The sequence below is a fragment of the Anabaena sp. UHCC 0399 genome (assembly GCF_034931465.1).
GTDB classification, from domain to species: domain Bacteria; phylum Cyanobacteriota; class Cyanobacteriia; order Cyanobacteriales; family Nostocaceae; genus Trichormus; species Trichormus minutissimus.
The window spans coordinates 12,785-38,572 of record NZ_JAYGGZ010000063.1 but is presented as its reverse complement, the minus strand read 5'-3'; the positions used below and the strand labels follow the sequence as shown (position 1 = coordinate 38,572).

Below are 25,788 nucleotides of genomic sequence, written 5' to 3'. Positions count from 1 at the left end.
AGTCCTGAATGAAATCCTTCTCAGGATTCATGAAAACCATATTCAGCTAATGCACATTTAACTTACATACTGATTAATTGCAGAAACGATGAAAACAAATTACCTGATTGTAGGTAGTGGGTTGTCAGCACTGGTTTTTGGGTCTTTGATGGCAAAATCTGGTAAAAAAGTGCAGATATTAGAAGCCCATGAGCATCCAGGAGGTTTTGGTCATACGTTTACAATGGCAAAAAAATACAAATTTAATGCTCAACTGCATTACGTTTGGGACTGCGGTGAAGGACAGACTGTAAATCGAGTTCTCAAGAAATTAGAAATAGATAAACAAGTAACATTCGAGCGATATGAGCCTGATGGTTTTGATCACATGAGAATGCCTAGCTACTCACTGAATATTCCTTCAGAATCTCAGGAATTAATCAGGCGGTTATCTCATCTTTTTCCCCAAAATTCCCCGCAGATTCGTAAATTTATCCTCGAAGTTAACAAGATTAGTCAGGGATTAAAGATATTATCCCCACCAATAATTCCTAGTGAATTATTCAAATATCTAGCTGAAGTATCATCTGCCGTAATGTATTTGAATAGTACGCTTCAGGATGTTTTCAATAAATTCAAATTACCTCAAGAAGCACAAACACTTTTAGCATTGCAATGGCCGGACTTTTTGCTACCTCCTGATCAACTCTCTTTTTATGCCTGGGTAATTTTATTTACTAGCTATCAAAAAGGTGCTTTTTATCCTACACAGCATTTTGAATATGTAATTAATTCTTTAGTCAAAGTGATTGAAGAGAATGACGGAGAAGTTCACCTTAATTTAGAAGTCACTGATTTTATAGTCACTAATAAAACTATCACTGGAGTTAAAGCAACTAATAGAACCAATCATCAAAACTATGAATTTACTGGCGAAAATATCATCTGCAATATAGACCCTCAAAAAGCAGCACAGATGATAGGAATAGAAAACTTCTCAAGCAAGATACTGAAGAAGCTAAAGTATGAATATTCTCCTTCCAATTATATGGCCTACTGTGTCGTCAAAGATATTGATCTGCGCGATTACGGGTTTGGAAAATGGAATACATTCCATACTGGTCATCGGGATTTAAATGAAGCATTCTATCAAATGTATGACAGGCATGACTTTTCTAACCCCAGTTTTGCCATTACTACACCTACTTTAATGACGAATCATCATCGCGATTGTCCCGAAGGATGCCAAATTATCGAATTTTTGACAGTCGCTAATTATGATTATTTTCAAAACTTACAACAAACTAATAAAAAAGCTTACAGACAAAAAAAAGCAGAGATTTTAAATTCAATTCTAGATGTAGTAGAGAAAACCTATATTCCTGATTTCAGAAAATATCTTGTTTTTACAATAACTGGTAGTCCTACAACTAATGAGCGATTTTGTTGGTGTCCTAAAGGCAATTCTTACGGTTCTAATCTGACACCTCAAAATATGGGTATTAGTAGATTAAATTACGAGACATCTTTAAAAAACTTTTATTTTTGTAATGCTTCATCTGGATACCCAGGCTTTGCACCTACATTTTGGACTGGAGCAATCCTCTATCAAAAATTATCGGGAGATGTAATTTTATCAAAGGCATAAAATCTCTATAAAACTTTATTTTTAAAAGCATCCCATTAGTTTGGTAGTGAAACATGAAAATTGCAATTATTGGGGGCGGAGCAAGCGGTATGGTAACGGCATATCTGCTTGATAAAAATGGGCATCACGTCACGATTTTTGAAAAACAAAATATTTTAGGTGGACATATTCGCACATTAAATAAAAATGTTAAACCTAATCAATCTGACTGTAAACAAATTTTAGAAAGTGGTGTCCTTGAATTTCCACTTAAGTTTCATAATTTTCTCAAATTAATGCAAGAGTTAGCAGTAGAACTAGAACCTGTCAATATTGGTTCAGCATTATTCTTGCCAGATGGGAATCATGTTCTTTCATCGGTGTCAATTCAACACAATTTTACAGGTATTCGACGTTTTATTGAATATCTGAAACTTAATACTCTCTATGCAAGTTCTGTTGGACTCTTATTAAAAACATATTTCACTCAAATACAGCAATTATATAATCAGCCCATGTCTCAATTCTTAAAAAGCCAGTGTATTCGTAATGACTGGTTAAAATTATTAACGATGTATAGCTATTCAATGGCATTTGAGCTAATCGATAACTTTCCAGCAGAGATAAGCATTCCTATCCTCAGAGATTATATATTTGTTAATTGGGTAAGGATTAAAGGAGGAGTTTATTCTTATATTGAAAAAATTCTAGAACGATTTCAGGGTGAAATTTTTCTTAACGTAGAGGTTGCAGAGATTTTCAGACAACCTGACTCCGTTACAATTTTACTGTCTAATGGTGTAAAATATCTGTTCGATAAAGTGATTTTTGCAACACCACCTGATCAAGTAATAAAGTTACTATCCACACCCACTGATCAAGAAATTAAACGATTTTCTAGATGGAAAAAAAACCAAGCCAAAACTGTGATACATACAGATATTTCCCTGTATAAAAAACAGGGTATTAAGCAATCTTCAGAATTTGATTTCTTCCACACAAATAACGGATGGGGATATAACGCCTATCTAAATCGGCTTTGTGGAGTATCATCGTCTCTTCAATACAGTCTGGCTTTTAACTTGGATGATGTGATTGCTGAAGACAAAATCCTTCACATTCAAGAACATCACACGCCTCTATATACTGTCGAATCTTTCATGTATAGGAATGAAGTTATCAGCAGCAATGGTGATAACAATACTTACCATGTAGGAGCTTACCTTGGAGATGGATTGCATGAAGGAGCAATCACTTCTGCAATCAGGGTTGCTGAATTAATTGGTTGACTCCTCCATATCTAACAAATTATTAGTGGCATTAACTACAATCTGTGCAGAGCCGATAAAAAACGATCGCTCGATATTTTCAGGTGTATCACTTGGTTGATGGTAGTGGGGTGTACGGAGATTAGCAGTATCTGTAACTAACACTGCACCTATTCCTTGATACCAAAATGGTGCGTGATCACTACGCAGAGTATCTGGTGTGAGCAAACCTTTTAGGGGAATTGGTAGCTTGAGAATATCTGGTAAATTCGTGCTATCGGAGTTGTCAAAAGCTTTCAATAATGGTAAATGTTCCGTGTCACCTATGGCTACTAAAAAATCACCTTTATCGCTGGGTGGAGTCACAGGTAAACCCGTCGGATATTGCTGACATCCACTGGTATAGCAAGCATAACCCACCATATCCATAACAATCACACCCTGGAGGTTTTGCAAGCGTTTTTCTTGAGTCACAAACGCTTTACTCCCAAGTAGTCCGGCTTCCTCTAGGTCAAAAAATGCTAACTGCAAATTCCGGGGTGTGGGTAGTGAGTGAAAAACTCTGGCTAATTCCAGTAATACCGCTACACCGCTAGCATTATCATCAGATCCAGGAGACTCCGCAACCGTATCATAATGCGCTGCAACTAAAATTGCTCCGGTTTTGGTGTCAGTTCCTGGGCGTTCAGCAAAGACATTTACACCACCAGAAAACTTTTCTAATTTCGGTTTCCAGCCTAACTTCTGTAGTTCATTGATGATATAAGTACGAGTAAGCGATCGCTCTTTTGGTGTATGGCGTTGAAAATTTAGCTTTTGAATATGAGCTAATAATTTATCAGCAGATACTTGCGGGGCGTTGTTAATTTCCTGAGACTCTGGCTGTGGTTGAGGTGTAATTAGTGGCGTAGTCTCAACAATTTCTACAGAGGAACGTTGTTGAAAAAATGTACTCCCCCTACCACCCACAATCACAATTGCTACCAGTACCAACAGAGCGAGCCAAATCCTTTTTTTCATCAGAATTGATTCTTGTCTTTCAAACTAGGTTAGCGCACACAACAACTAGTACAGGACGGTGAAAATAACTGGTAACGTGTAACTGATAACTGGTAACTGAAAACAGCATGGGTGGCAGATTAATTGTATTTGAAGGGGTAGAAGGTTGCGGCAAAACTAGCCAAATGCAGCTTTGTGCAGAGTGGTTAGAAAGTTTGGGGATTTCTGTAATTATCACCCGTGAACCAGGAGGAACGGAGTTGGGTGTGCATCTGCGGCGTTTGTTGCTAGAAAAGAAAGATGATCAGCCTGTGGCTGAGGTGACAGAATTATTATTGTATGCTGCCGATCGCGCTCAACACGTTGCTCAAGAGTTACAACCCAATTTAGCAAACGGGAAATATATTTTGTGCGATCGCTATATTGACTCTACCATTGCCTACCAAGGTTATGGTCGTGGTTTGGATATGAATTTAATTCACCAGCTAAATCAGATTGCTACTGGTGGTTTAAAGAGCGACTTGACTATCTGGCTAGATGTAGATGTGGAGATAGGACTTGCCCGTAAGCGTGGGGATGCGCTAGGATTAGACCGCATCGAACAAGAAACCATTGCTTTTCATCGTCGTGTACAGCAAGGTTATGCAGATTTAGCCGCGTCCTCACCCGCACACATTTTCCGAGTTGATGGTAGTTTGAGTAAAGAAATTGTACACAAAACAATACAAGAAATTTTACACTTACATTTGAAGGAGTTAAAGTAGGGGGAGGAACGCCATCGCCTCTCACTTGGGAGTGGGTAATCGCAATTGCAATGATGGAAAATATTTCAACAATTAAAGCTGGCTAATTACATGGTATGTTGATCTAAGTTTCAAGCAAATAACTGGCTTTTTGCTGCATTTTATGAGTGAAACATCTACCAATCTACCACTTTGGATACAAGACAGAGATACTGTTATTGCTAATGGCAGTAATGTGGAGTGGCGATATCAAACACCACCTGACTATTCCCGCACAAATCAAAATCTCCAGCGCGAAAGTCAACACAATCATCTACAAGGTTCTCTAGAAGCCATAGTCCAAAATTTAGTGCGGACTTTCGAGATGGAAGCATCATATAAGAGCAATCCCCAGCAGTGGATATCAATTGTTACAGATAAGTTCCGCATGATGACCAATGGTGGGACAGCCTATACTGCTGACGATGTAGCCGATGCAGGAACATACAATTTATTTCTCGGAGATTCAGACAAATACAAATCCTCCGAAGAAGACTTTGAATCGTCAGCACATATCTTTCATCAGACATTTCCTAACGGCTTCTTATGGGAACTTATCGAAGTTTTATCAGGCCCGCCAACCGTAACATTCAAGTGGCGACATTGGGGAGAATTTAGCGGGCCATACAAAGAACACGCGCCTACAGGAGACACTGTAGAAGTAGTAGGCGTTAGTATTGCTCGCGTTAACGACGATTTAAAAATTGAGACCCTAGAACACTTTTTTGATAACAGTTCGTTTTTGAACAAATTAACAACGGGCTGTCCTTTCCACACTTAATCTACAATTTAATAGACATTTCCAAAAATAACATAGGCACAATATCCTGCGGGAAGCCTTCGGCTACAGAAATTGTGCCTACCAAGGATTTCAGCAACCTATAATTAAATTCGCTGGTCTATTAAACTGATGCTTTAACTAATGGTTTTCTTTTACTATAACCAACAGCAGCAACGCCAACTAAAAACATAGCACCAACAGCACCAGGTTCAGGTATAGACTTTGTAGAACCAACTTTAATTTGATAAGCTAGTCTTGAATTCCTGGGAATTGTACCAGTCCAAGTCATTAATATTTCACCTGTGAGAGTAAAGGGCGAAGATATATCACTAATTTGTAAATAGTCTATATCACTTCCTGCTCCTGAGACTGAAGATAACAAATTTTGACCAATTGCCGTGCTATTGAACACTAAATTACTCAGTGTTACGGAACTATCGTCAGCAGCACGGGTACGGAGAAAGATATTATCAACGACACTAGTAAAAGCATTACTACTAAGTAGTTCTCCATTAACGGTATAATTCACTTGAGTGCCAGTGTATTCCAAGGTGAAATTTACTGGTGTACCATTTCCCCATACACGCTGACCTGATGCAACAGGTAGACCAGTAGATGTGTTAATACCTAATTCTCGATCACCGTTTAAGCTGTTGTTACCAATTCGACCCTCAGCAACAAATAATTCTGTAAATTCGCCGTTACTCAATAGATTATTAAAATCTCCATCAGTAAAACCTGATCTATCAACGAGAGTGAAAGCCTGGGCTGGGTTGGCTGCTAGAAATAAACTGATGGTGGTTAATCCTAAAGCCGTAAGGAACTTGCTTTTGTAGAACATTGTTTCTGGATTTTTGATGGTTAGTAGGTTCTTTAAAAAAGAAAAATTCTGTGATTGATTTAGCAGAATTTATTTCACTATGTGCTTATTACGTTAATGCTTGAATTTTCATTTGTCCAGGGAAATTGTGCCTCTTTATGAAACTTTTGATTTTTGATGTAAAGTCATCAATGATGTGTGTAAAATACGTAAGTCATAGTTAATGTTTCTGAAAGTAATGATACTTAGGTAAAACATTATAAATTACCAATGCTGAGTATCTTTACTTGTGATAGACAAAATAATATTTCGCTGCATTAAGTTATTAATAAATATGTGAATTAAATGAGGCAAGAAAGCAAAGCTTGATCTAAATGATTAGAGAATCGTTTGCACCACTGTTAGGACAACAACAAGCCATCGAATTACTAACTCAGGCTGTCACGCAAAACCGCGTAGCACCAGCCTATATGTTTGTCGGTGCAGATGGAGTAGGACGGAGTTTAGCGGCGCGGTGCTTTATTGAGTTGTTATTTGCTAGTACCGTAAAAGAGCAATCTCTGCCATCTTTACAACAAAGGTTGCGTCAAGGTAATCATCCTGATGTCTTATGGGTACAGCCAACGTACCAATATCAAGGACAACGTTTCACAGCCGCAGAAGCCGCCGAAAAGAAACTCAAGCGCAAAGCACCGCCTTTAATTCGCCTAGAACAAATTCGAGAAATTACCGAATTTCTCAGCCGTCCCCCCTTGGAAGCACCGAGGAATATAGTAGTGTTGGAAGAAGCCCAAACAATGGCAGAACCAGCAGCTAATGCGCTACTCAAGACTTTAGAAGAACCAGGAAAAGCGACAATTATTTTAATCACTCCTTCCCCTGAGTCGGTTTTACCCACTTTGGTTTCACGCTGTCAACGTATTGCTTTTTCTCGGTTAGATACAGCGTCCTTAACTCAAATTCTGACGCAAACAGGTAATCAGGAAATTTTACAGCATCCAGCAATCTTGAGCATAGCAGCTGGTAGTCCGGGAAATGCGATCGCCTCTTACGAACAATTACAAGCAATTCCCCCCCAGCTACTTCAAGATTTGATGAAAGCACCGACATCCCAACGCAAAGCTTTAGAACTAGCCAAACAAATTGACAAAGAATTAGATACAGAAACCCAACTATGGTTAGTCGATTATCTGCAACAGTCTTACTGGCAACAGTGGCATCAACCACCCATCATTAACCAATTAGAACAAACCCGCAAATATCTACTAGCTTACGCCCAACCCCGTCTAGTTTGGGAATGTATGTTATTGTTCCTCTGTCAAACGTTAAATTGGCAAAATTAAATGGGGAATTCAATGAGTGGATTTTAGATTTTAGATTTTGGATTGGGTTTAAATCCAAAATCTAAAATTCACCTGTCACCTGTCACCTGTCACCTGTCACCTACCTACGCAAACTCCGTGGGTCAAGCGCATCTCTCAACCCATCTCCTAGTAAATTGAAAGCCAAGACTGTCAGGATAATTAACAAAGCCGGAGGCCAAATTAACCAGGGTTGCAGTACCAAAATAGACGCATTACTGGCTAAAGACAGCATATTTCCCCAAGAAGGGTCGGGTTGTTGAATACCCAAACCAATCAGACTCAGTATTGCTTCTGAGCCAATAAAACTGGGAACTGCGAGGGTAGCGGAGATAACTACATAGGTAGCAGTTTGCGGTAAAACGTGGCGGATAATAATATATATTGGCTTTCCACCCATTGCTCTCGCTGCTTGGACAAATTCTCGCTCTTTAATTGATAGGACTTGTCCACGAATAACCCTAGCTAAACCAGCCCAGCTAATCACAGAAGTAATCAACACAATCAATAAAAATCGCTGACTGCTGCTTAAACCAGCCGGTAAGACTGCACCCAAGGTAACCAACAGATAGATACTAGGGAAAGTCATCAACACTTCTGCTATCCGCATAATGACACTATCAGTCCAACCACCAAAATAGCCAGAAATCCCACCTATCAACAAACCTAGGGGAAAGGTGAAAAGTACCCCAATAATCCCAATAAATAGACTAATCCGCCCACCATACAAAAGGCGGCTAAGTTGGTCGCGTCCTTGTTCGTCAGTCCCTAGAAGATTTAATTTTGCATTCCCATCTGCCCCAAATAAATGCCAATTTAAAGGTATACCAGGGATGATAGTTACTTCTTCTGATTTGCCGGGTATTGGTAAGCTCAACTGAAACAGTCGGTATTCTGGCCCAGCGACAAATAATCTTACAGGCGAAGGCTTTGTATAGTCTACAATCAATTGGCGATCGCCTGTTTCTAAGTCCGTATCCCCCTGAGTTGTCGGATAAATGTGGGGGCCAATAAACTTACCCGATGTTTTGGCAACCCAATAAATCCGAGTAGGTGGTAATAGTGAACCATTAGCTTGTGACACGTAAGGATTATATGGGGCAATGAAATCAGCAGCAATTACCGCTATATAGAAAACCAACAACAAGATTGCCCCAAATCGTGCCAAAGGATTTTTCTGAAGTCTTTGCCACCAATTCATAGTTTTTAATTATTAGTCATTAGTTATTAGTCATTAGTTAAGGGTGAATGGTCAATATAGTCAAGGGTATGTAGGTAAATTTTTGGGTAGAGAACAGGTGACAGGGAAGCAGGGGGAGAAAAACACAATCCCCAATCCCCAATAACTAACCTTGTAATTGCTCAACCAAGTATTTTTGTTCTTCTTGGTTTTTTTCATGCTCTACAACAAATACATTTGAGTAGAGATTAGCCAGAATTTGCTTTCCTTGCTGCGTCAAAGATAAATATCGTAGCCCGTCGGTGATGTAGGGATGAACGCCATTCCAATAGAACTTGGCGTAATTTTTGCGTAAGTCAGCAGGGTTTTCGTACCCTAAAACTTTGGTGACTCCAGTTTCTTCAAACTCGTAAAATAAAGAGGTGATTTTCTTTAAGTAACGTGGGTCGCTTAATTGCCCAATCAAATCAGCCGCACGCACCAATCCTGCAAAACTAGTTGTCTCTTGATGATCTTCTGCTGTCGGTACAGGAAATCTAGTTAATTCAATATTACTTTTAATTACATCAGCATCTATAAGCTTATGTCCGCCAAAACGTTCATCAATAAAAAGTTTAGCTCTATCTACATGATACGGTGTCAGACTAGCATCAGAAGCCCCTGGAGCAAGAGAAATCATTCTGCCATTTTTGCCGGTGGAGTATAAGCCTTTATTTTCTTGGTCTTGTCGGCAAACTCCTTTGACATAGCCAATATCATGACATAGCAAGGAAATAATAAAATGCAACCAGTCTTCACTAGAAACACCACCTTCACGGATATGTTTACCGCGCAGAATTTCCTGTCCTACTAGGGTAACTAAGATAGAATGTTCAACATTGTGATATAGGGCATCACTGTTGGCTATGTTTTCCAACGCCATATTACCAGCCCAAGCAATGATGTCTTGATAATCATTTTTGAAACAGCCATATGTACGGCTGTATCCTTCTCTAATTTGTTTGACAAAAGCATCAATTAAAATCTCAGTGGCGTTGAACATATAATTTACTTAGTTGGGAAATTATTTAAAATTTTTTTACAAACAACACCTTCAGGGTTTCCCTAAATGGCATTTTGAAAATGCAGATTTCTCGTGATTATCCATGTTCCACTCCTATGTACTAGGTGTCTGTGATCTAATGACTCAGCTTGTGTGATTCAAATAAGTATGATTGATTGACAAAAATATAAAGTGTGCAATCATTGAGTGTTTCAGTATAAATACGTAACTTAGTTATTTAATGAATAAACAATAATACTTACTTGTGTTTACTATAGCGGCAATTATTACAGTTGGCTGATCAAGAATTGGGCTATGCTTAATATATTGTGACCAAACTTAATATTTTGTATGATTTTAGGTTTTCAACTCAAGATCAAACAAGTTTTAAGTTATTAATTCAGTAGATTATGATATGATCATTCAGATAAATTCAATGTTATTCGCGGGTGTAATTCAGTGGTAGAATGTCACCTTCCCATGGTGAACGTCGTGGGTTCGAGTCCCATCGCCCGCTTGTTGGTTGCCTGAAATAATTTTCCCCAGTATATTGCTAAACCTGGATTACCAGTTTTTGGAAAATATATGGGGTTATTTGATTTATACTTTTAAGTTCGTCTAATTATGAAGAAGTATTAAAGTTGTATGTCTAGCCTGAGTTCTGACATGGTTCGCGTTTATTTGCAAGAAATTGGTCAGTTTCCATTATTAACATCAGACCAAGAAATAACTTATGGCAGGCAAGTACAACAAATGATTGCCATTGAGCAGCTCAAACAGCAGCTTAGTCAAGAATTGGATCGAGAACCAACGCTAGCAGAATTAGCGGATTTTGTAAACAAAAGCGAAACTGAAGTAAATCAAATACTTCAGCTTGGTCAACGAGCCAAGCAAAAGATGATCACAGCAAATCTACGGCTAGTAGTTTCGGTTGCTAAAAAATACCAGCGTCGCAATTTGGAGTTCCTAGATTTAGTTCAAGAAGGAGCTATAGGTTTACAAAGAGGGATAGAAAAGTTTGATCCCAACCGAGGCTATAAGTTATCAACATACGCATACTGGTGGATTAGTCAGGCTATCACCAGGGCGATCGCTGAGAAATCACGCACAGTGAGGCTACCTATTCATGTCAATGAGAAACTGAATCAAATTAAAAAAGTACAACGAGAATTGTTTCAAACATTGGGTCGCCGTGCTACCGTGGCAGAAATTGCTCAGAAATTGGACTTAGAACCCAGCCAAATTCGAGAATATCTGCGTGCTGCGAGTGGGACAATTTCTCTAGATTTAAAAGTGGGAGATAACCAAGATACTGAACTGAGTGAACTTCTAGCAGATGAAGGTATATCGCCGAATGAACATATCACCCAAGAAATGTTGCGCCAGGACTTAAGTGATTTGTTAGCATCACTCAAACCCGTACAGCGCGAAGTATTAATCTTACGCTTTGGACTGTTGGATAATCAAGAACGAAGTTTAGCCCAGATTGGTGAGAAGCTCAATGTCAGTCGAGAGCGAGTTCGTCAAATTCAGCAACAAGCAATGACTGCTCTGCGTCGTCAACAACCATCTATTGAGCAGTATCTTTTTTCTTGAGAGATATAAGCTTACCCCCGGCTGAAGCACCTACCATGTATACACATCTCTATGCTGAGTGCAAAATGTGGTTTGATCCCCCCTAACCCCCCTTAAAAAAGGGGGGAATAGATTCAAAGTCCCCCTTTTTAAGGGGGATTTAGGGGGATCAAAACGTTGTAGGGCTAGGTTATCAGACTTGTGTGTACACCGTAGCTTTTTTAAGGGGGGTTAGGGGAGATCAGAACGATACCGCATAAGGTTATCAGACTTGTGTATAAACCGTCGGGCGGAAGCACGGGGTTAATCAACAACTTCCACACTCCCTCACGACTCAGGTGAGCTAGGAATATAGACCCTGCAAAACCACATTAAAAGTACGTATTAATAAGATTTTCAGCCTTTTTATTGGCCACAAATGGTTTAGGATCAACTATAGCAATCCTATCTTTATCTAGCCTTTTGGTAGTGACTATGGGGCTAAACCACCGATAGTTACTGCCTATACTCCTATGTTGCTACCGCAAAGATTGCCACATCACAAAAAATTAGACCTGTTACAGAATCGGTGATGATATGAACGTATTACCTGCAACTACCCCAGAAACATTTAGCCTGTTAAGTATTGGTCAACGAGGAGTAGGCAAAACAGTTTTTCTAGCTGGTAGTTACGCAGAATTACATCCTGATAACCATCCAGAAAATCCTCAGCAGTTGTGGTTCGATTGCCAAGATAACGATGTACAAGCAAACCTGGAAAAGATTAAAAACCATGTTGCTCGCACCAATCTATATCCACCCGCCACAATTAAAATCACTAACTTTAACTTTAGTTTGAAAACTCAAAGTCCAGAGGGTGTGAAAACAGTGTGTCATTTTCGCTGGTGGGACGTTCCTGGGGAGTCCTGTAATATTAATAATCCTGAGTTTCAAGAAATGATCCTGACTTCCAATGGCTGCTGTGTATTTATTAATGCCAATTCTCTGTTACAGGATCAAGATTATCTACGGTCAATTGAGGACATTTACAATCAAGTAGCGGCGATCGCCTCTGTGGTCTACAAGTATAATATAAAATATGCCTTTGCACTAATTTTGACCAAGTGCGACTTAATTGAACTTAATCCAGCCACCCAGCTAAAAATTGAGCAGAACTTGCAACCACTGATTACCTACCTTGATACTGTGAAAGCCACTCATCAAATATTCTATTCAGCTATACCTATTGTTTCTGTAGAAGGTGTTTCAAGTCTCATGGCTAAAGGTGCGGCGAGTCCACTCCTCTGGCTTTTATCACATCTCAATCATTCTCACAATGTTTCATCACAACCAAATGTGGCGAGTGAATCAACCCAAAGCTTATCTATTAGTCAGATATTACCAGACACAAACCGCAGGTCTATTTTCATCATGTCTTTGGTCGGTGTGACTTTACTTGGGGCGATCGCGGCACTTTTCTTGGCTTTCAATCCATTTACGCCTGTTCCCCAACAAATCCCTACAACAGAACCATCACCAAACTCTACTCCACAAAATTGAAGTCGCCAACTCATACCCAATAGGGTTTCCTAGATTAGTATGGACTCTTTGCTCCTAGGTCAACTTGTACATACCAGCTTTCCTGTCGTGGGATTTAAAACTGTGGTGAGTAGAGAAATTCCCACGGAAATTAAGCAAGTCTTCATCGAACAGGTAGTTTATCAGTATTGGGATTCCTATAATCCTCCTAGTGCTGGATATCGAGCGGCTTATCTATATCAGCTCACCTCAGAGCATAGCTTGTTTGGTTGGTTATACAACGATGGACTCGATGATTTTGGTCGCAGTGATGTTCCCTACTTCGTTTGTTATTATTTAGCAGGTCAACTACAGCTGTCCCAACTCGAAAATATTTTTATTTGCTTATGCACCGGGCCAGTCAGGCTGATAGATAGGCAAAATCTCCCCGTTTCTCTAGACAGTTTGATCATCCCCGACTTGTGGAGTTACCAACCTATCCGTACTGGGGTGAAGATTCCTCAAGACATGATGCAGCAAAGCCAGATTGCTCTTCAACAGGGAGAATTGCTCAATTTGTTTGTTTTTGCTGTTGAGGAGAAAATACAAGATAGTTCCATTTCTGATCGGAATTTATGTTACACCACCATATACAAAAAACCATCTTCAGTAATACAGGATGTTGTCTATCCTCATCAGACTTCCCATAAAACAATCATTCAGGATGACTTTTTGCTGACAATGCCCTCAGCAGAAGATTATCAACAGATACTCCTTGCTAGAGCTAACTTAAAAGATAGTCATAAAGCTGCTGCTACCTTCCCAGGGAAATCGACTTTGATACTGGGAATTATAGCCAGCAATGTTTTGCTGCTGACGTTGATACTTATTGGTTACTACTTTCTCAAAGTCGCACCGTTTACTGGTAGTGTCCCAAAAGTTCCCGATGTTATCCCTACCCGAAATCCTATTTTTGCTCCCAAAAAGATTACTCTCACCAAAACTTTAACTGGTCATTCAGATTCTGTTTGGTCTGTAGTAATAACCGACAGTGGGCGGACTTTGGTTAGTGCTAGTGCAGATCAAACGATTAAGGTTTGGAATTTAGATACTAAAGAGATTATATCCACACTTACAGGACATACTGATACTGTGAGGGCGATCGCTCTGAGCGCAGATGGGCAAACTCTTGCTAGTGGGAGTGGAGATCAGACGATTAAGGTTTGGAATTTTCAGACCTTTGAACTGATGAGGACAATAAATGCCAATTCCGGCCCTGTTTGGTCAGTTGCTATCAGCGATGATGGACAGATCCTCGTCAGTGGCAATGAAGATGGTAGCATCAAAATTTGGAACTTGTACACAGACAAGCTCCTACACACAATGAACGGACATGAGGGTCGGGTTTTCTCTGTAGCTATCAGTCCTGATGGAAAGACCTTTGCGACTGGAGGACTTGACAAAACGATCAAGGTTTGGGAATTGCGTACAGGGAAACTCATTTGTGCGATCGCAAAACATGATGACGCAGTGCGATCGGTAATCTTTAGCAGCGACGGTAAAACACTTGCCAGTGCCAGTTGGGATAAAACGATTAAAATCTGGAATTGGCAAACTAGCGAACTTCTGCATACACTAGTTGGCCATACTTCACGGGTGGTAACACTGAGTTTAGGCAGTGATCAAAAAACTCTAGTTAGTGGAAGTATTGACAATAGTATCAAAATTTGGAATTGGCAAACCGGGGAATTGCTCCGTACCCTTTCTGGACATTCTGACTGGATTTTAGCGATCGCCACCAGCCCGGCAAAGCAAATCCTAGTCAGTAGCAGTAAAGACAAAACAATCCGAATTTGGCAGCCGTCAATCAATACTCAGTAGATTTGACACTCCCCAGACTAAAGGCTTCCCTAGAACAAAGTTCATGATGATTTTGAGCTAGAGATTGTTCGTATGCAGACTCAATTGTGTTAAGTAATTCTACAATATCATACGGTTTACTGACAAAATAAGAAGTACCCATTAATGAGGTTAATTCGTCGATATGCCTATGGGCTGTAACTAACACAGTTACTAAATTAATTCCTGTTAACAGGAGATGTTGACATACTTCAGTTCCTGTTAACTCAGGCATTCTGTAATCTAAAATTAGTAAATCTGGTTTCTCTTGCAGCACTTTTTCTACGGCTTCTTTGCCATCGCGTGCTTCTATAACTTCCCAGTTCTCTTGCTCAAGTAAAAAAGCTAGCAGAGTGCGGCTATCATCGTCGTCATCTGCAATCAGCACTTTGCGCCTGGTTAAATTCTCCGATTTCATCACATTTTTTCCCCTCTTGGTATAGTAAAAGTGGCAGGAGCAATATCTAATTGAGCAATATTGAAGACTGGAGTTGGTTTAAAACTGACTTCTACCAATTCAGAATTCGGTATCTGATTCACTGCTACTGCTACTGTCCCCCCTTGATTTGCAATCTCGAAAGCTTGCAAGAAATAACGCAGCAGTTTGCGTAAAAGACTGTTTAAATCAGCCACTACTATAATTGGCTCTGTCAAGTACAAAACAACTTCAACCTTACGAATAGCTGCCTCAGTCGATAGCAGATCAACTAAACTGCAAATGGCATCGGTGAGTAACAAAGGTTGAGGTACATCTCTTTGAAAAGAAGCTAATTTGCGCCAAAATGTAGCCCGGCGGCGAAATAATTGGATTGATTTTTCAGCCTGCTGAAGTAATTGCATGGCATAATCAATCCGATTAACGACTACCATTCGAGATACAATTTCCAGTTGTAAGCGACTTGCTTGATGAGCTTGGATAATGTCCTGACGGAGATTTTCTAATGGTTGATAGTCATCGTCATGAGATTCTAGTACATGGCGAACATCTTTTTCGAGATTGGCTACCAAAAATTCTGCTTCAATACCGTGGGAAGCACAAATTAGTATTTCTTTCAGGCGTTGTCTGACATCTGGACTACGTGCAGAAATACTCAAGACTCCGACGATTTCCCCTTGATCATTACGCAGAGGTGTTCCCTGACAACTAAAAGGATGAAACCCCTCAATAAAATGCTCTGCGGCCACAATTTCTGTATAATTTTCTTCAGCTAGTGGTGTACCAATACCATTAGCACCAGCTACTGCTTCTGACATAAGAGTTCCAGGTGGAGGAAATCCCTCTGTCTCATTTATTGTTTGCTCATCGCTAAATACATCTAATAAGATGGCATGATGATTGCTTAACATGACCGCATGACGTTCTCTGCCAACTGCTTGTGATAATATGCGGAAATAAGGACGCGCCGCATTAATTAAATAAGTATTTGACTCTACTAAACGTTCCGTATCCAAGACAGAAAGTTTTTCAGCTTGTAAAGCGTGAGGGTTAGCTCCTTGAAGGTGTGATCTTTCCCAAGCACGATAGACCTCTACGCGCAACAAATCAATAGGTATTTTGCCTATGCTTCTATATATACGCCCTGCTTCTAATACATCAGCTACTGGAAAAGACATGGCTTAATATCTGTACATATATTAATTGAAATGATTGATTTTTATCTGATATTTCAAGAGTGTGTAATAAAGACTATATAGATATTAGTGACTAAAACTATAGTAAAAATACTTAACTAGCCGTAAAAGCCCTAATTTGTTCTACGTATAAACCCAGTGGTTATGAAATGCTCCTACAGGAGAGTGTGTATGCCTTCTATATCCTGAAATTATTCTTAACTGAATAGTAATTCATTCACTTTCTTTGGAGGATAAAGTCTGAAAGTAGCACTAAGTAACGTCATTATTTAGTAATGATCTAAAATAAACACGACAAACTTTTCTAAAAAAATCTAACTATTTTGAGTAACGAAACTTCAGGGCGGATGCTACTCGCTCACAACTTTAATATTTCTGGGGACAGGATACCATCTCTCAGTCGAGAAGAATTTGCTGAAGTGTTTCAGTCGGGATTGAGTAGCTATGAACACCTGCAATGTAGGCTGGTGAATCATCCTCATTGGATTGTAGAAATTTTATTTACTGGCAACGAATTTTCATCGCAGCAAGTCGGAAAACTGTGCGCTCAAGCTTTATTACAAAAGCGGCAATCGCAGCAACTAAACACAGATATTCTCCCAGAAATTCTGGTTTTAGGTGGTATCAAAACCACTCCAGCCACTAGCGATTCCCCTGATGCTCTGCAACCGGGAAACTGGGGGGTAGATGTGGTAGAGACTGACTCTGGTGCAGCGTTTTTAGAGGCGATCGCTTGGGATACCACCATTGCCCAGAAAACTGCCGACAGTGTATTTAAGGTTGAACTCAGAGAATTGGGGATTGGGGACTGATGACTGGAAGCAGAGCAGTAGATTATCTTCTATAGCTAAGTCCCCTCATTAAGAAGTTTAGAATCGTTTGTGCAAAATGAGTGCAAAATCTTCTCATTTCATCAAGATTTACAAATCTTGATGTTCACCGTGACGCGCTCATAAGAAAATTGATCATAACAAAGCGTATAAAACGCCTAAAAAGCTTGAGCATCTAGGAAATCAGAATGAAAATTCTGATGGAAGCTGGCAATTTGGGTTCAAAGGAATCAATCCAGTAATCTAATTTGCCTGGGTGAGCAATCTGAAATTTATTTACATCTTGAAACAATTTTCTTAACCTCTTTCGTTAACAGGAGATACAATTGATGCCATTTGGACCAGCTTCACGCTTGGGAGTCAGCCTGTTTGATGAAACCCCTCCCGTTGAGTGGGTACCAGGTCGCTCACAAGAAGAAGCAGAAACAATCATTCAGGCAGTCTATCGGCAAGTATTGGGCAATGCCTATGTGATGGAAAGTGAGCGGCTTGCTGTTCCCGAATCTCAGTTTAAGCAGGGTGCATTAAGCGTCCGCGAGTTTGTCCGGGCAGTGGCTAAATCTGACCTCTATTGTTCTCGTTTTTTCACCAGTTGTGCGCGCTACCGGGCGATAGAACTCAACTTTCGCCATCTGTTGGGTCGTCCACCACTAGATTTGGAAGAAATGCGGACACACAGCACAATTCTGGATACTCAAGGGTTTGAAGCCGAAATTGATTCTTATCTCGATAGCGATGAGTATCAAAATACTTTTGGGGAAAACTTCGTTCCTTACATCCGGGGCTACAAAACTGAAGCCTGCACTAGTATGGTGCAATTTACTCACACCTTCCAGTTGGTGCGGGGAGCTTCTAGCAGTAGCTTGAAGGGAGACCTAGCAGGCAAGAGTCCTAAGCTCAACGCACTAGTGATTCAAGGCACGCCAACAGCAGTGATTTCACCTGCTAGTGATGGGGCAGCATTCTCTACACCTCCGACTGGTTCTCGTACTCGTCATGGAGTTGATGCTAGTTCTGGTGGTAAGGTTTACCGCATTGAAGTCACAGGTTATCGTGCCAAAACCTTCAATAATATTTCCAAGTTTCGCCGTTCCAACCAAGTCTTTCTGGTGTCATACGATAAGCTCTCTCAAGAGTATCAGCGAATTCACCAACAGGGCGGGGTGATTGCCAGTATCACTGCTGTATAAATTCAGCTGCAAACTTACAAAAATTGAGGAGATAGATTCCTATGGCATCCCAAACAATTCTGGAACTGTGGCCCGCAAGTGGCTTAGAGGAACTTCAAACTATCATTCGCGCAGTTTATAAACAAGTGTTAGGCAATCCTCATATCATGGAGAGTGAGCGATTGGTGACAGCAGAGTCACAATTGTGCGATCGCTCCATCACTGTGCGGGAATTTGTCCGCGCCGTTGCTAAGTCTGAGTTTTATCGTAGTCGCTACTTCGAGTCCTGCGCTCCCTACCGTTTTGTAGAACTCAACTTCCTACACTTGCTTGGTCGCGCCCCCCAAGATCAAAGAGAAGTTTCCGAGCATATTGTTCGCACTGTAGCCGAAGGCTACGATGCTGAAATTGACTCCTACATTGATAGCAGTGAATATCAAGCAGCCTTTGGCGAAAACGTAGTACCCTACTATCGCGGTAGAAGCAGCGAAGCTAACTCCAAGCAGATCGGCTACAACCGGATGTTTGCTATTGATCGTGGCCCCGCCCAGATTGATAGCTCAGTTAAATCTGCCCAATTGGTCTATGCCGTTGCTACCAACAGTACCAATGCGATTAAAGCCTCATCAGCAACTGTCATTGGTTCTGGCACAGAAAAACGATTCAAAATCGTGGTGACGGGTTCTAAATTCGATGGACCTCGGCGCATTAGTAGCACTGAGTACATTGTTCCGGCTAGTAAAATGACTCCACAAATTCAGCGCATCAATCGCACTTCTGGCAAAATCGTCAGCATTACTGAAATTGCGTAATGAGTGCTGAGTCATGAGTGCTGAGTTCTGAGTGCTGAGTCATGAGTGCTGAGTGCTGAGTCATGAGTGCTGAGTTCTGAGTTCTGAGTTAACAGGGTGGGTAATGCCCACCCAACATGATTTATCTTTTTAATTTTCAATTTTTCAAAAAACCGCACGACAATCCTAAATTTAGGAGGCATTGATATGGCACTTTGGATAGAAACTGAATCCGTTGAATTACGCCCTAACGCTACCGAAGATAATTTGCAAACCATAATCCGAGCAGTGTATCGGCAGGTTCTGGGCAATGCTCATATATTTGATAGCCAACTACTTACCAGTGCAGAGTCTCAATTACGCAATGGTGATATCACGGTTGCAGGTTTCGTTAGATCTGTAGCGCAATCTGATCTATACCGATCGCTGTTTTTTGAAACTTCCTCTCCCTACCGCTTTGTTGAATTAAATTTTAAGCATTTACTGGGTCGCGCTCCGCAGGATCAGACTGAAATTGCAGAACACGTACAAATTTACAACACACAAGGGTATGAAGCTGAAATCAACTCCTACCTTGATAGTGATGAATATATCCTGAATTTTGGTGAGAATATCGTACCCTCTGCCCGTGGCAATCGTACCCAAGTGGGGGTCAAGAATGTCGGGTTTAACCGCACCTTTGCCTTAATGCGGGGGTTTGCTGCCAATGATGTGGGTAAATCAGCAAAATTAATTAGTGACATTGGTGGTAACTTACCGACCAAGATTGTTTCCCCATCTATTGGTTCTGGTGCTTCCAGTAATACAGGTAAGCGATTCCGTGTATCTATTTCCAAAGCTAATTTTGGTCTTCGGGTGACCAAAAGCATGGCAACTTTTGAAGTGGGATACAACCAGCTGTCCCAAAAAATTCAGAACATCCAGAAAACTGGCGGCAAAATCCTCAGTATCACTGAAATAGCTTAACGCTGATTTTGGCGATCGCTCTAAGTCTGGATACAAAGTGCGATCGCCAACAAGTTAAGAGTAAATCAACTTTACATCTCACTTGTTATTACTTTGGTTGTCCATCGATTCACGTTGATGATAAGTTGCTTACAGCATCGAAAATTAAGGTGATTTGTATGGCAACCACAATCATTGCTCCTGGCGATTTTAGTGACTACAGTAGTTGCCGAGTAACAATTGAAGTGACAGGGGGCTGTCATCGACAGACGATGCGGTTGGCAAAGTACACAAAGACAATTCCTTATAGTTGTCTGTCTCAGACTATTCAGGGTATTAATCGCCTTGGTGGCAAGATTACCTGTATTACCCTATCGCCTTCCCCTACTCAAATCTCAAAGATTGAGTTAGCTCAGTCACTATCGACAATAGCTCAAAGCAATGTCATACCTTCAGCAAATCAAGCGGAAGGTAGGTCATCGCCCCAGCATCAAGAACAGAAAAACTCTGCCGACACTAGTCAGGTTACAGAACCAACTAAAGTTAAGCAGGAAGAACAACCGATGCCTGCGGCAACCCCTGAAGGGAACACAGTTTTCAACTCAGTAGAGTACACCTTTACAGATGAGTGGTAATTAAACAGTCAAAAATACTGAGTAAGATAAACCGAAACCGAAGAGTTGATGGATATTACGGAGTTTGTGGCAAATTCTATCGGGCGTTGGCGATCGCAACGCAGCGCACATCATTTAGCCTTCAGTCATTTTGAAGCCGTACAGTCTGAGATTGATATCATTTCTCTCCCAGATGATGACCCGGCAGTAATTGACTTGTGTAAAAGCTATAACATTGATCCTCATGCAGTAGTTTCCCCATTTCGGATGAGTTGGGAAGGTCAATCAGACTGGGATGACAGCGAAATCAAAGGCAGTTGCGTCCTAGTTCCCATCCCTGATCTAACTCATCCTCATCGAGGCAAACTCCTGCGCGATCAAGGCTATGCCGAAACGATCGCGGCTGCTGGCGATTATTACTTGACAGAAGACGGAACATTTGTACTGATTACCGCCTATGATCGCGCCGCCGCCGAAGAAAAAATCTGGTTTGTTAACCCTAATGTCCGTTGTCGAGTTTCCCTAATCAAAACTAGTGCTGGTACAGGAGTTGTCACAGCCTCGTTTTCCTCGGAAATCCGCCAGGATATTCAGACTTAATTCAGATCCAAAAATGCAAAACTAGGCATTTCTAGTCACACATATACAACCTCAGAGCGTGCAGTCTAAATGGAAACTGACCACGTTAATTTTTTCATGTCATTGATCATATAGATCCTCTGGCAATCAACAAAAAATATTGGCCATAATTTGGGGTTTTGCATACCATTTCATAGTTCGCGGTAGCGTTGTGTAGCAAAGCAAGTTACGCGTAGCTTATCAGAAACAAAAGTTCTGAAAGTTCTGTAGGAAACCTTTAAAGACGAATTTTGTATTGTTTATTTATGCTCATCTACTTATGAATTCTTCACCACCGCATATCTGCAAAACTACACCTAATAATTTAATCACCTTGGCTCGTTGGATGGCAGGGGATTTCAGCAACTCTCAACAGGCATTTGAAAATCCTAAAGATTATGCCCATATCCACGTCTTTTTTCGTCCGTTACCGTTTGAGTTTTTCTCTGGAATTGGCCTTTATTCAGAACAGGTATATGACTATGATTTGTGGAGACCTTATCGACAGGGAGTGCATCGCTTAGTCGATCACGGCGATCAGATTTATATCGAAAACTACAGCTTAAAAAATGCACTTTTCTATGCTGGTGCAGCCCGTGAGTTAAGTCTTCTCAAAACAATTACCCCTGATTGTATTGAGCGTCGATATAACTGCTCAATGATTTTTAAACGAGATGGGGACAGATTTCAAGGTGGTGTTGAACCAGGAAACCTGTGCCTAATTGAGAAGAACGGTTGCCAGACTTATCTAGATAGTTATGTAGAAATTACAGAAACAACCTGGGTCAGCCTCGACAAGGGCATGGATGTAAATACACATCAGCAGGTTTGGGGATCTACGTTTGGACCACTGCGGTTTGAAAAACGGGAGAGTTTCGCTGATGAAGTCCCAAATATCCTATGATTTTTCCCTGCCTAAAGTTGAATCCATTGAAGCGAATATGCTGCCACCAGAAGCGCAGAAAAAAATGCAGTGCTGGATTCGCAGTCGGCATTTAATTTGTTCGGGTAATTTCTTTGTTTTTGAAACCGTAGATTATAGTGCCGTTGAGCGGTTTTCCAAATGTGTTGCAGCATTAGGCGGAACTGTTATTTCAGTTGACCAGATTGACAAAATTTGGATGGGTGATCATCGTCAAGTAATTCTTTATCAGGCAAAAGCCAGTTTGCATACACCATGCCACAATCTCAAGCAATATTGGCTCAAATACGGTGGCTTTCGCACCCGATTTGATGGTCAAGCTTGACATTTCCCGCACTAAAAAGACCTACTTTTCATCAGTATCAAAGCCTTACAATCATTACAAAATCCATGCGCCAGATTGATCAATCTACCTTGAACGCTCGAAATAAATTACTCGCTATGTTTCTGGTGCTTTGTATTCTAGATGCTACGCTAGTGATCATTGCACGAGATAGATGGGCTATTGGACGTATCTTGCTAACAATTGTAGTAATGTACTTTGTTCTACAGGGTCGGAAATGGGCAAAATGGCTCATGATGGGTATCTGTAGTTTGCTAGTTGTCATTCTAGTAACAATGGTTATTTTACTGAGATCAAAGCTTTCAATTGTCCTCATCGTAGGAAGTTTGATTATGGCCGTTCTCAGTGCCATCATTCTTTTCTATATGGCAAGTAGCAGAGATTTAAATTATTACTTCTCTTGGAAAAGGCAAAATTGTTGACATCGATTCAAAAGTGAGTATGTCACAATAGCCTACGGCTACGTAGAAAAGGCTTTCGCCCAAAAACTTCAAAATGCAGCATTAGCAAGATTTGCATAAGTGATCAAGCCAGAACCAATTTGCACACACTCTGCTCACCATGACTTAAAACAATAATTGGCTTAAATACGGCAGTTTTCTCACAAGATTTGATCAACAATTTTGATTGACAAGCTGACTTGGGAGAACTTGTATGTCGATTCCTCTATTAGAGTATGCACCTTTATCTCAAAATCATCGAGTAGAGGGGTTTGAGATCCCTGGTGATGAGCAGCCGAGAATTTACACAACTGATAACCTCCTAGCTGCCTCAGATATGGATATGTTAATCATGGCAGCTTATCGCCAGATTTTTAACGAGCAACAAATGTTATCCAGCAATCGGCAGCGATTTTTGGAGTCTCAGTTACGGGCTGGTCAAATCACAGTTAGAGACTTCATTCGGGGATTGGTCTTATCCGATTCCTTTCGACGGCTCACCTACGATAGTAACAATAACTATCGGTTTGTCGAGATTTGCATTCAGAGGATTCTGGGTCGTAATGTGTATAGCGATCGCGAAAAACTTTCCTGGTCGATTGTGCTGGCGACTAAAGGACTACAAGACTTTATTGATACTTTAATCAACACGGAAGAATATCTGAGTAACTTTGGGTATGAAACTGTTCCTTATCAACGTCGCCGTATCCTACCTCAACACGCTCAAGGTGAACTACCCTTTGCCCGGATGGCGCGTTATGGTGAAGATTATCGCAACCAGTTGCCTCTTCCTCTCCTTCCCATCCGTCCCATTCCAACGGGTATTTTTGACGAATTTGAGCATTTTAGTCTCTATACCTTCATCAAGCTTGCTGATTGGACTACTAGCTTCAGTCTCATCGGTTTGCTCATGGTGCTAACTATCCTCTTCATCCTGTTTTCAGAAGCCAACAACTTGTTCTGGGGTTAACCTTACTCAGTGCTGAGTTATGAGTGCTGAGTGCTGAGTGCTGAGTGCTGAGTGCTGAGTTATAAGTCCTGAGTTAGAAGAAAAATACTCAGGACTTTGGCACTCGGTACAATTCACACCAATAGATGATAAATTTTATCAAGAAACTTGTGATTGATTGTGTTCTTTCTTAGTCTTGACCTATTTGATTCAATTAAGTTATGTAATTTTTATCAAACTAAATCGAATAATGACACCCCTTCTCCTTTATGATTATGAGAAATTTGTAAGATTTCGTTAAGGAAAGGGAGATTTTGTAGTCGTGGCAATTCCTCTTTTAGAATATGCACCCATTTCTCAAAACCAGAGGGTAGCAGGTTATGAGGTTCCTGGAGATGAGCAACCCAGGATCTACTCTACAGAGAACCTGCTTTCTTCAACAGATTTAGACATTCTCATTGAATCCGCCTACCGTCAGATTTTCTTTCATGCCTTTGCGGCTGATCGGGAGCGTTTCCTAGAGTCACAACTCCGCAGTGGTCAGATCACTGTCCGCGATTTTATTCGCGGATTGTTGCTATCCGATACCTACAAGCGTAGTTTCTACGACCTCAACAATAACTATCGTTTTGTTGAACAGACCGTACAGCGTGTTCTCGGACGTGATGTTTACGATAACCGAGAAAAGCTTGCTTGGTCAATTGTTGTTGCGACAAAGGGTATCAAAGGCTTTATCGATGATCTACTCAATACTGATGAGTACCTAGGAGCTTTTGGGTATGACACAGTACCCTACCAACGTCGTCGGGTGCTTCCTGGTCGGACAGAAGGTGAACGGCCTTTCAACATCAAATCTCCCCGCTACGATGAATACTATCGTGGTAAGTTTGGCTTCCCGCAGATCCTGTGGCAAACCACCGTTCGCACCTATACTTCTCCAGACAGACAGCCAAAAGCAGGTAGTCCCGCTCTGTTCCTGCAAATGGCGCAGAGTATCAATGCTAGAGGTAATACACCTCAGCAGGTATCAGTCATGAATATTGATATCGAGAAATCAGTTCCTTATCGCAAATAAGCTGATCTGAAAAAAGTGCTGAGTGCTGAGTGCTGAGTAAAGTGAAAGTGCTTAGTGCTTTTGCACTCAGTATTTCTGGGTATTTCATTGAGTGGTCAAAAGTCAAAAGTTCAACTCAGCACTTTTCATCGTACTAATATTTTTTTGTTAGGAATTATTAAGATTTATTCACTCAGGCGCATTCATCATTCTCGGTGCGAAATCCGAGTTCTAGAAGAGCTTTGCGGATTTTGGCTTTAGACGGACGGACTTTTGGCACGGTTAATCCCATTTCTCTGGCAGTTTCAAAGATATCCCGAATTAATATATCGAAGGAAGTATCATCTGCATCTTCTGGCAGCTTCTCAATTCTTGCTTCATAGGCTAATGTATAAAGCTCTAGGTGATGTTTTCCCATCACTCTAGCTAGTTTCCTCAAAGTTTCAGGTGTAGGACAAGTTCCCTTAAAGCAAGCACCTCTTAATCGAGGTTGAGGAACACCAGATAAATCCGCCAGACGGTTCATACTGATACCCTGTTCTTCCAAGTATTGAAGAATGAATTGTCCTAAAGGGGAGCAATCTTCAGCTTTTATTTGCAACCTTGCTGGCATTGTTCGGTATCAGGGAAATTTAAATATCTACAATATAGCGGAATCAAAGCGATTACGC

The 25,788-nt window shown here is 40.7% G+C and carries 25 protein-coding genes, 1 tRNA gene and 2 pseudogenes; 21 read left to right on the top strand and 7 right to left on the bottom strand.

Annotated features, from left to right (window positions below):
- Positions 1-88 precede the first annotated feature (88 nt).
- Entirely contained in the window at positions 89-1,627 is a 1,539-nt protein-coding gene (locus VB693_RS25390) for a phytoene desaturase family protein (protein WP_323268674.1), read from the top strand.
- Positions 1,628-1,680: 53 nt separating this feature from the next.
- Complete coding sequence (locus VB693_RS25385) at positions 1,681-2,895, top strand: FAD-dependent oxidoreductase (protein ID WP_323268673.1); 1,215 nt, start codon at positions 1,681-1,683, stop codon at positions 2,893-2,895.
- Here the strand turns inward: VB693_RS25385 and VB693_RS25380 are convergent.
- Positions 2,884-3,894 carry a M28 family peptidase gene (locus VB693_RS25380; protein WP_323268672.1) on the bottom strand — a complete coding sequence of 337 codons (1,011 nt, stop codon included), beginning with the start codon at positions 3,892-3,894 and terminating at the stop codon, positions 2,884-2,886. The genes VB693_RS25385 and VB693_RS25380 overlap by 12 nt on opposite strands.
- A gap of 107 nt (positions 3,895-4,001) precedes the next feature.
- Between VB693_RS25380 and tmk the strand changes: the two genes are divergently transcribed.
- Positions 4,002-4,637, top strand: a complete 636-nt coding sequence (gene tmk, locus VB693_RS25375) for a dTMP kinase (RefSeq protein ID WP_323268671.1) — start codon at positions 4,002-4,004, stop codon at positions 4,635-4,637.
- Positions 4,638-4,779: 142 nt separating this feature from the next.
- On the top strand, positions 4,780-5,436 hold the full coding sequence (locus VB693_RS25370) for a SnoaL-like polyketide cyclase (protein ID WP_323268670.1): 657 nt from the start codon (positions 4,780-4,782) through the stop codon (positions 5,434-5,436).
- Positions 5,437-5,557: 121 nt separating this feature from the next.
- Here VB693_RS25370 and VB693_RS25365 read toward each other — a convergent pair whose 3' ends face one another.
- Positions 5,558-6,277, bottom strand: a complete 720-nt coding sequence (locus VB693_RS25365) for a choice-of-anchor W domain-containing protein (RefSeq protein ID WP_323268669.1) — start codon at positions 6,275-6,277, stop codon at positions 5,558-5,560.
- Positions 6,278-6,630: 353 nt separating this feature from the next.
- On the opposite strand from VB693_RS25365, the gene holB reads away from it, so the two are divergent.
- Positions 6,631-7,599: a DNA polymerase III subunit delta' gene (holB, locus tag VB693_RS25360; RefSeq protein ID WP_323268668.1), complete on the top strand. Its 969-nt coding sequence runs from the start codon at positions 6,631-6,633 to the stop codon at positions 7,597-7,599.
- A 100-nt stretch (positions 7,600-7,699) separates the two neighbouring features.
- Here holB and VB693_RS25355 read toward each other — a convergent pair whose 3' ends face one another.
- Positions 7,700-8,818 carry an ABC transporter permease gene (locus tag VB693_RS25355; RefSeq protein WP_323268667.1) on the bottom strand — a complete coding sequence of 373 codons (1,119 nt, stop codon included), beginning with the start codon at positions 8,816-8,818 and terminating at the stop codon, positions 7,700-7,702.
- Positions 8,819-8,963: 145 nt separating this feature from the next.
- Positions 8,964-9,839, bottom strand: a complete 876-nt coding sequence (locus VB693_RS25350; protein WP_190698647.1) for an Npun_R2479 family HD domain-containing metalloprotein — start codon at positions 9,837-9,839, stop codon at positions 8,964-8,966.
- 445 nt (positions 9,840-10,284) lie between these two features.
- Between VB693_RS25350 and VB693_RS25345 the strand changes: the two genes are divergently transcribed.
- The 6 genes and pseudogenes from VB693_RS25345 to VB693_RS29120 all read left to right on the top strand — a co-directional run bounded on the left by VB693_RS25345 (position 10,285) and on the right by VB693_RS29120 (position 14,792).
- A tRNA-Gly gene (locus VB693_RS25345) sits at positions 10,285-10,356 on the top strand.
- A gap of 128 nt (positions 10,357-10,484) precedes the next feature.
- Positions 10,485-11,435 carry an RpoD/SigA family RNA polymerase sigma factor gene (locus VB693_RS25340; protein WP_190698645.1) on the top strand — a complete coding sequence of 317 codons (951 nt, stop codon included), beginning with the start codon at positions 10,485-10,487 and terminating at the stop codon, positions 11,433-11,435.
- 555 nt (positions 11,436-11,990) lie between these two features.
- The gene (locus tag VB693_RS25335; protein ID WP_323268666.1) at positions 11,991-12,953 is read left to right on the top strand and encodes a hypothetical protein; all 963 of its coding nucleotides are present in this window, start codon (positions 11,991-11,993) and stop codon (positions 12,951-12,953) included.
- A gap of 39 nt (positions 12,954-12,992) precedes the next feature.
- Positions 12,993-14,129, top strand: a pseudogene (locus VB693_RS29130) (WD40 repeat domain-containing protein); the annotation flags it as partial.
- Between the two features lie 30 nt (positions 14,130-14,159).
- A pseudogene (locus VB693_RS29125) lies at positions 14,160-14,255 on the top strand (hypothetical protein); the annotation flags it as partial.
- A gap of 12 nt (positions 14,256-14,267) precedes the next feature.
- Positions 14,268-14,792: a WD40 repeat domain-containing protein gene (locus VB693_RS29120; RefSeq protein ID WP_416233425.1), complete on the top strand. Its 525-nt coding sequence runs from the start codon at positions 14,268-14,270 to the stop codon at positions 14,790-14,792.
- On the opposite strand, the gene VB693_RS25325 is transcribed toward VB693_RS29120, so the two are convergent.
- Together VB693_RS25325 and VB693_RS25320 are read right to left on the bottom strand one after the other, a co-directional pair.
- On the bottom strand, positions 14,779-15,228 hold the full coding sequence (locus tag VB693_RS25325; protein ID WP_323268664.1) for a response regulator: 450 nt from the start codon (positions 15,226-15,228) through the stop codon (positions 14,779-14,781). The genes VB693_RS29120 and VB693_RS25325 overlap by 14 nt on opposite strands.
- Positions 15,228-16,424 carry a GAF domain-containing protein gene (locus VB693_RS25320; protein WP_323268663.1) on the bottom strand — a complete coding sequence of 399 codons (1,197 nt, stop codon included), beginning with the start codon at positions 16,422-16,424 and terminating at the stop codon, positions 15,228-15,230. Before VB693_RS25320 ends, VB693_RS25325 begins: the two co-directional genes overlap by 1 nt.
- Before the next feature lie 341 nt (positions 16,425-16,765).
- Here VB693_RS25320 and VB693_RS25315 point away from each other — a divergent pair, with 341 nt between their 5' ends.
- The 10 genes from VB693_RS25315 (at position 16,766) to VB693_RS25270 (ending at position 25,138) form a co-directional block, all read left to right on the top strand.
- A complete protein-coding gene (locus tag VB693_RS25315; protein ID WP_323268662.1) occupies positions 16,766-17,254 on the top strand; it encodes a DUF2656 domain-containing protein in 489 nt (162 codons plus the stop codon).
- Between the two features lie 347 nt (positions 17,255-17,601).
- The gene (locus VB693_RS25310) at positions 17,602-18,462 is read left to right on the top strand and encodes a phycobilisome rod-core linker polypeptide (RefSeq protein ID WP_190698638.1); all 861 of its coding nucleotides are present in this window, start codon (positions 17,602-17,604) and stop codon (positions 18,460-18,462) included.
- A 41-nt stretch (positions 18,463-18,503) separates the two neighbouring features.
- The gene (locus VB693_RS25305) at positions 18,504-19,253 is read left to right on the top strand and encodes a phycobilisome rod-core linker polypeptide (RefSeq protein ID WP_190698635.1); all 750 of its coding nucleotides are present in this window, start codon (positions 18,504-18,506) and stop codon (positions 19,251-19,253) included.
- A gap of 186 nt (positions 19,254-19,439) precedes the next feature.
- On the top strand, positions 19,440-20,198 hold the full coding sequence (locus VB693_RS25300; protein WP_323268661.1) for a phycobilisome rod-core linker polypeptide: 759 nt from the start codon (positions 19,440-19,442) through the stop codon (positions 20,196-20,198).
- 8 nt (positions 20,199-20,206) lie between these two features.
- Positions 20,207-20,812, top strand: a complete 606-nt coding sequence (locus VB693_RS25295; protein WP_323268660.1) for a phycobilisome linker polypeptide — start codon at positions 20,207-20,209, stop codon at positions 20,810-20,812.
- A gap of 48 nt (positions 20,813-20,860) precedes the next feature.
- Positions 20,861-21,391, top strand: coding sequence for a phycobiliprotein lyase (locus VB693_RS25290; RefSeq protein ID WP_190698629.1), 531 nt, complete (start codon positions 20,861-20,863; stop codon positions 21,389-21,391).
- A gap of 298 nt (positions 21,392-21,689) precedes the next feature.
- Positions 21,690-22,313 (top strand): chromophore lyase CpcT/CpeT, encoded by a 624-nt coding sequence (locus tag VB693_RS25285; protein WP_323268659.1) that lies wholly within the window; start codon positions 21,690-21,692, stop codon positions 22,311-22,313.
- Positions 22,291-22,656 carry a CpeR family transcriptional regulator gene (locus VB693_RS25280; RefSeq protein WP_323268658.1) on the top strand — a complete coding sequence of 122 codons (366 nt, stop codon included), beginning with the start codon at positions 22,291-22,293 and terminating at the stop codon, positions 22,654-22,656. The genes VB693_RS25285 and VB693_RS25280 overlap by 23 nt, the downstream gene beginning before the upstream one ends.
- 672 nt (positions 22,657-23,328) lie before the next feature.
- Complete coding sequence (locus tag VB693_RS25275) at positions 23,329-24,084, top strand: phycobilisome rod-core linker polypeptide (RefSeq protein WP_323268657.1); 756 nt, start codon at positions 23,329-23,331, stop codon at positions 24,082-24,084.
- Between the two features lie 301 nt (positions 24,085-24,385).
- Positions 24,386-25,138: a phycobilisome rod-core linker polypeptide gene (locus VB693_RS25270; RefSeq protein WP_190698621.1), complete on the top strand. Its 753-nt coding sequence runs from the start codon at positions 24,386-24,388 to the stop codon at positions 25,136-25,138.
- A 172-nt stretch (positions 25,139-25,310) separates the two neighbouring features.
- On the opposite strand, the gene VB693_RS25265 is transcribed toward VB693_RS25270, so the two are convergent.
- Positions 25,311-25,730: a helix-turn-helix domain-containing protein gene (locus VB693_RS25265; protein ID WP_190698619.1), complete on the bottom strand. Its 420-nt coding sequence runs from the start codon at positions 25,728-25,730 to the stop codon at positions 25,311-25,313.
- Between the last annotated feature and the right edge of the window lie 58 nt (positions 25,731-25,788).

Bases quoted from the DNA above. Each gene is read 5' to 3' on its own strand.
- VB693_RS25385 (WP_323268673.1), top strand. From the start codon at position 1,681: ATGAAAATTGCAATTATTGGGGGCGGAGCAAGCGGTATGGTAACGGCA.
- VB693_RS25370 (WP_323268670.1), top strand. From the start codon at position 4,780: ATGAGTGAAACATCTACCAATCTACCACTTTGGATACAAGACAGAGAT.
- VB693_RS25380 (WP_323268672.1), bottom strand. From the start codon at position 3,894: ATGAAAAAAAGGATTTGGCTCGCTCTGTTGGTACTGGTAGCAATTGTG.
- VB693_RS25320 (WP_323268663.1), bottom strand. From the start codon at position 16,424: ATGTCTTTTCCAGTAGCTGATGTATTAGAAGCAGGGCGTATATATAGA.
- VB693_RS25290 (WP_190698629.1), top strand. From the start codon at position 20,861: ATGGATATTACGGAGTTTGTGGCAAATTCTATCGGGCGTTGGCGATCG.
- VB693_RS25350 (WP_190698647.1), bottom strand. From the start codon at position 9,839: ATGTTCAACGCCACTGAGATTTTAATTGATGCTTTTGTCAAACAAATT.
- VB693_RS25275 (WP_323268657.1), top strand. From the start codon at position 23,329: ATGTCGATTCCTCTATTAGAGTATGCACCTTTATCTCAAAATCATCGA.
- VB693_RS25325 (WP_323268664.1), bottom strand. From the start codon at position 15,228: ATGAAATCGGAGAATTTAACCAGGCGCAAAGTGCTGATTGCAGATGAC.
- tmk (WP_323268671.1), top strand. From the start codon at position 4,002: ATGGGTGGCAGATTAATTGTATTTGAAGGGGTAGAAGGTTGCGGCAAA.
- VB693_RS25390 (WP_323268674.1), top strand. From the start codon at position 89: ATGAAAACAAATTACCTGATTGTAGGTAGTGGGTTGTCAGCACTGGTT.
- VB693_RS25265 (WP_190698619.1), bottom strand. From the start codon at position 25,730: ATGCCAGCAAGGTTGCAAATAAAAGCTGAAGATTGCTCCCCTTTAGGA.
- VB693_RS25285 (WP_323268659.1), top strand. From the start codon at position 21,690: ATGAATTCTTCACCACCGCATATCTGCAAAACTACACCTAATAATTTA.
- VB693_RS25280 (WP_323268658.1), top strand. From the start codon at position 22,291: ATGAAGTCCCAAATATCCTATGATTTTTCCCTGCCTAAAGTTGAATCC.
- VB693_RS25335 (WP_323268666.1), top strand. From the start codon at position 11,991: ATGAACGTATTACCTGCAACTACCCCAGAAACATTTAGCCTGTTAAGT.
- VB693_RS25300 (WP_323268661.1), top strand. From the start codon at position 19,440: ATGGCACTTTGGATAGAAACTGAATCCGTTGAATTACGCCCTAACGCT.
- VB693_RS25310 (WP_190698638.1), top strand. From the start codon at position 17,602: ATGCCATTTGGACCAGCTTCACGCTTGGGAGTCAGCCTGTTTGATGAA.
- VB693_RS25365 (WP_323268669.1), bottom strand. From the start codon at position 6,277: ATGTTCTACAAAAGCAAGTTCCTTACGGCTTTAGGATTAACCACCATC.
- VB693_RS25340 (WP_190698645.1), top strand. From the start codon at position 10,485: ATGTCTAGCCTGAGTTCTGACATGGTTCGCGTTTATTTGCAAGAAATT.
- VB693_RS25305 (WP_190698635.1), top strand. From the start codon at position 18,504: ATGGCATCCCAAACAATTCTGGAACTGTGGCCCGCAAGTGGCTTAGAG.
- holB (WP_323268668.1), top strand. From the start codon at position 6,631: ATGATTAGAGAATCGTTTGCACCACTGTTAGGACAACAACAAGCCATC.
- VB693_RS25355 (WP_323268667.1), bottom strand. From the start codon at position 8,818: ATGAATTGGTGGCAAAGACTTCAGAAAAATCCTTTGGCACGATTTGGG.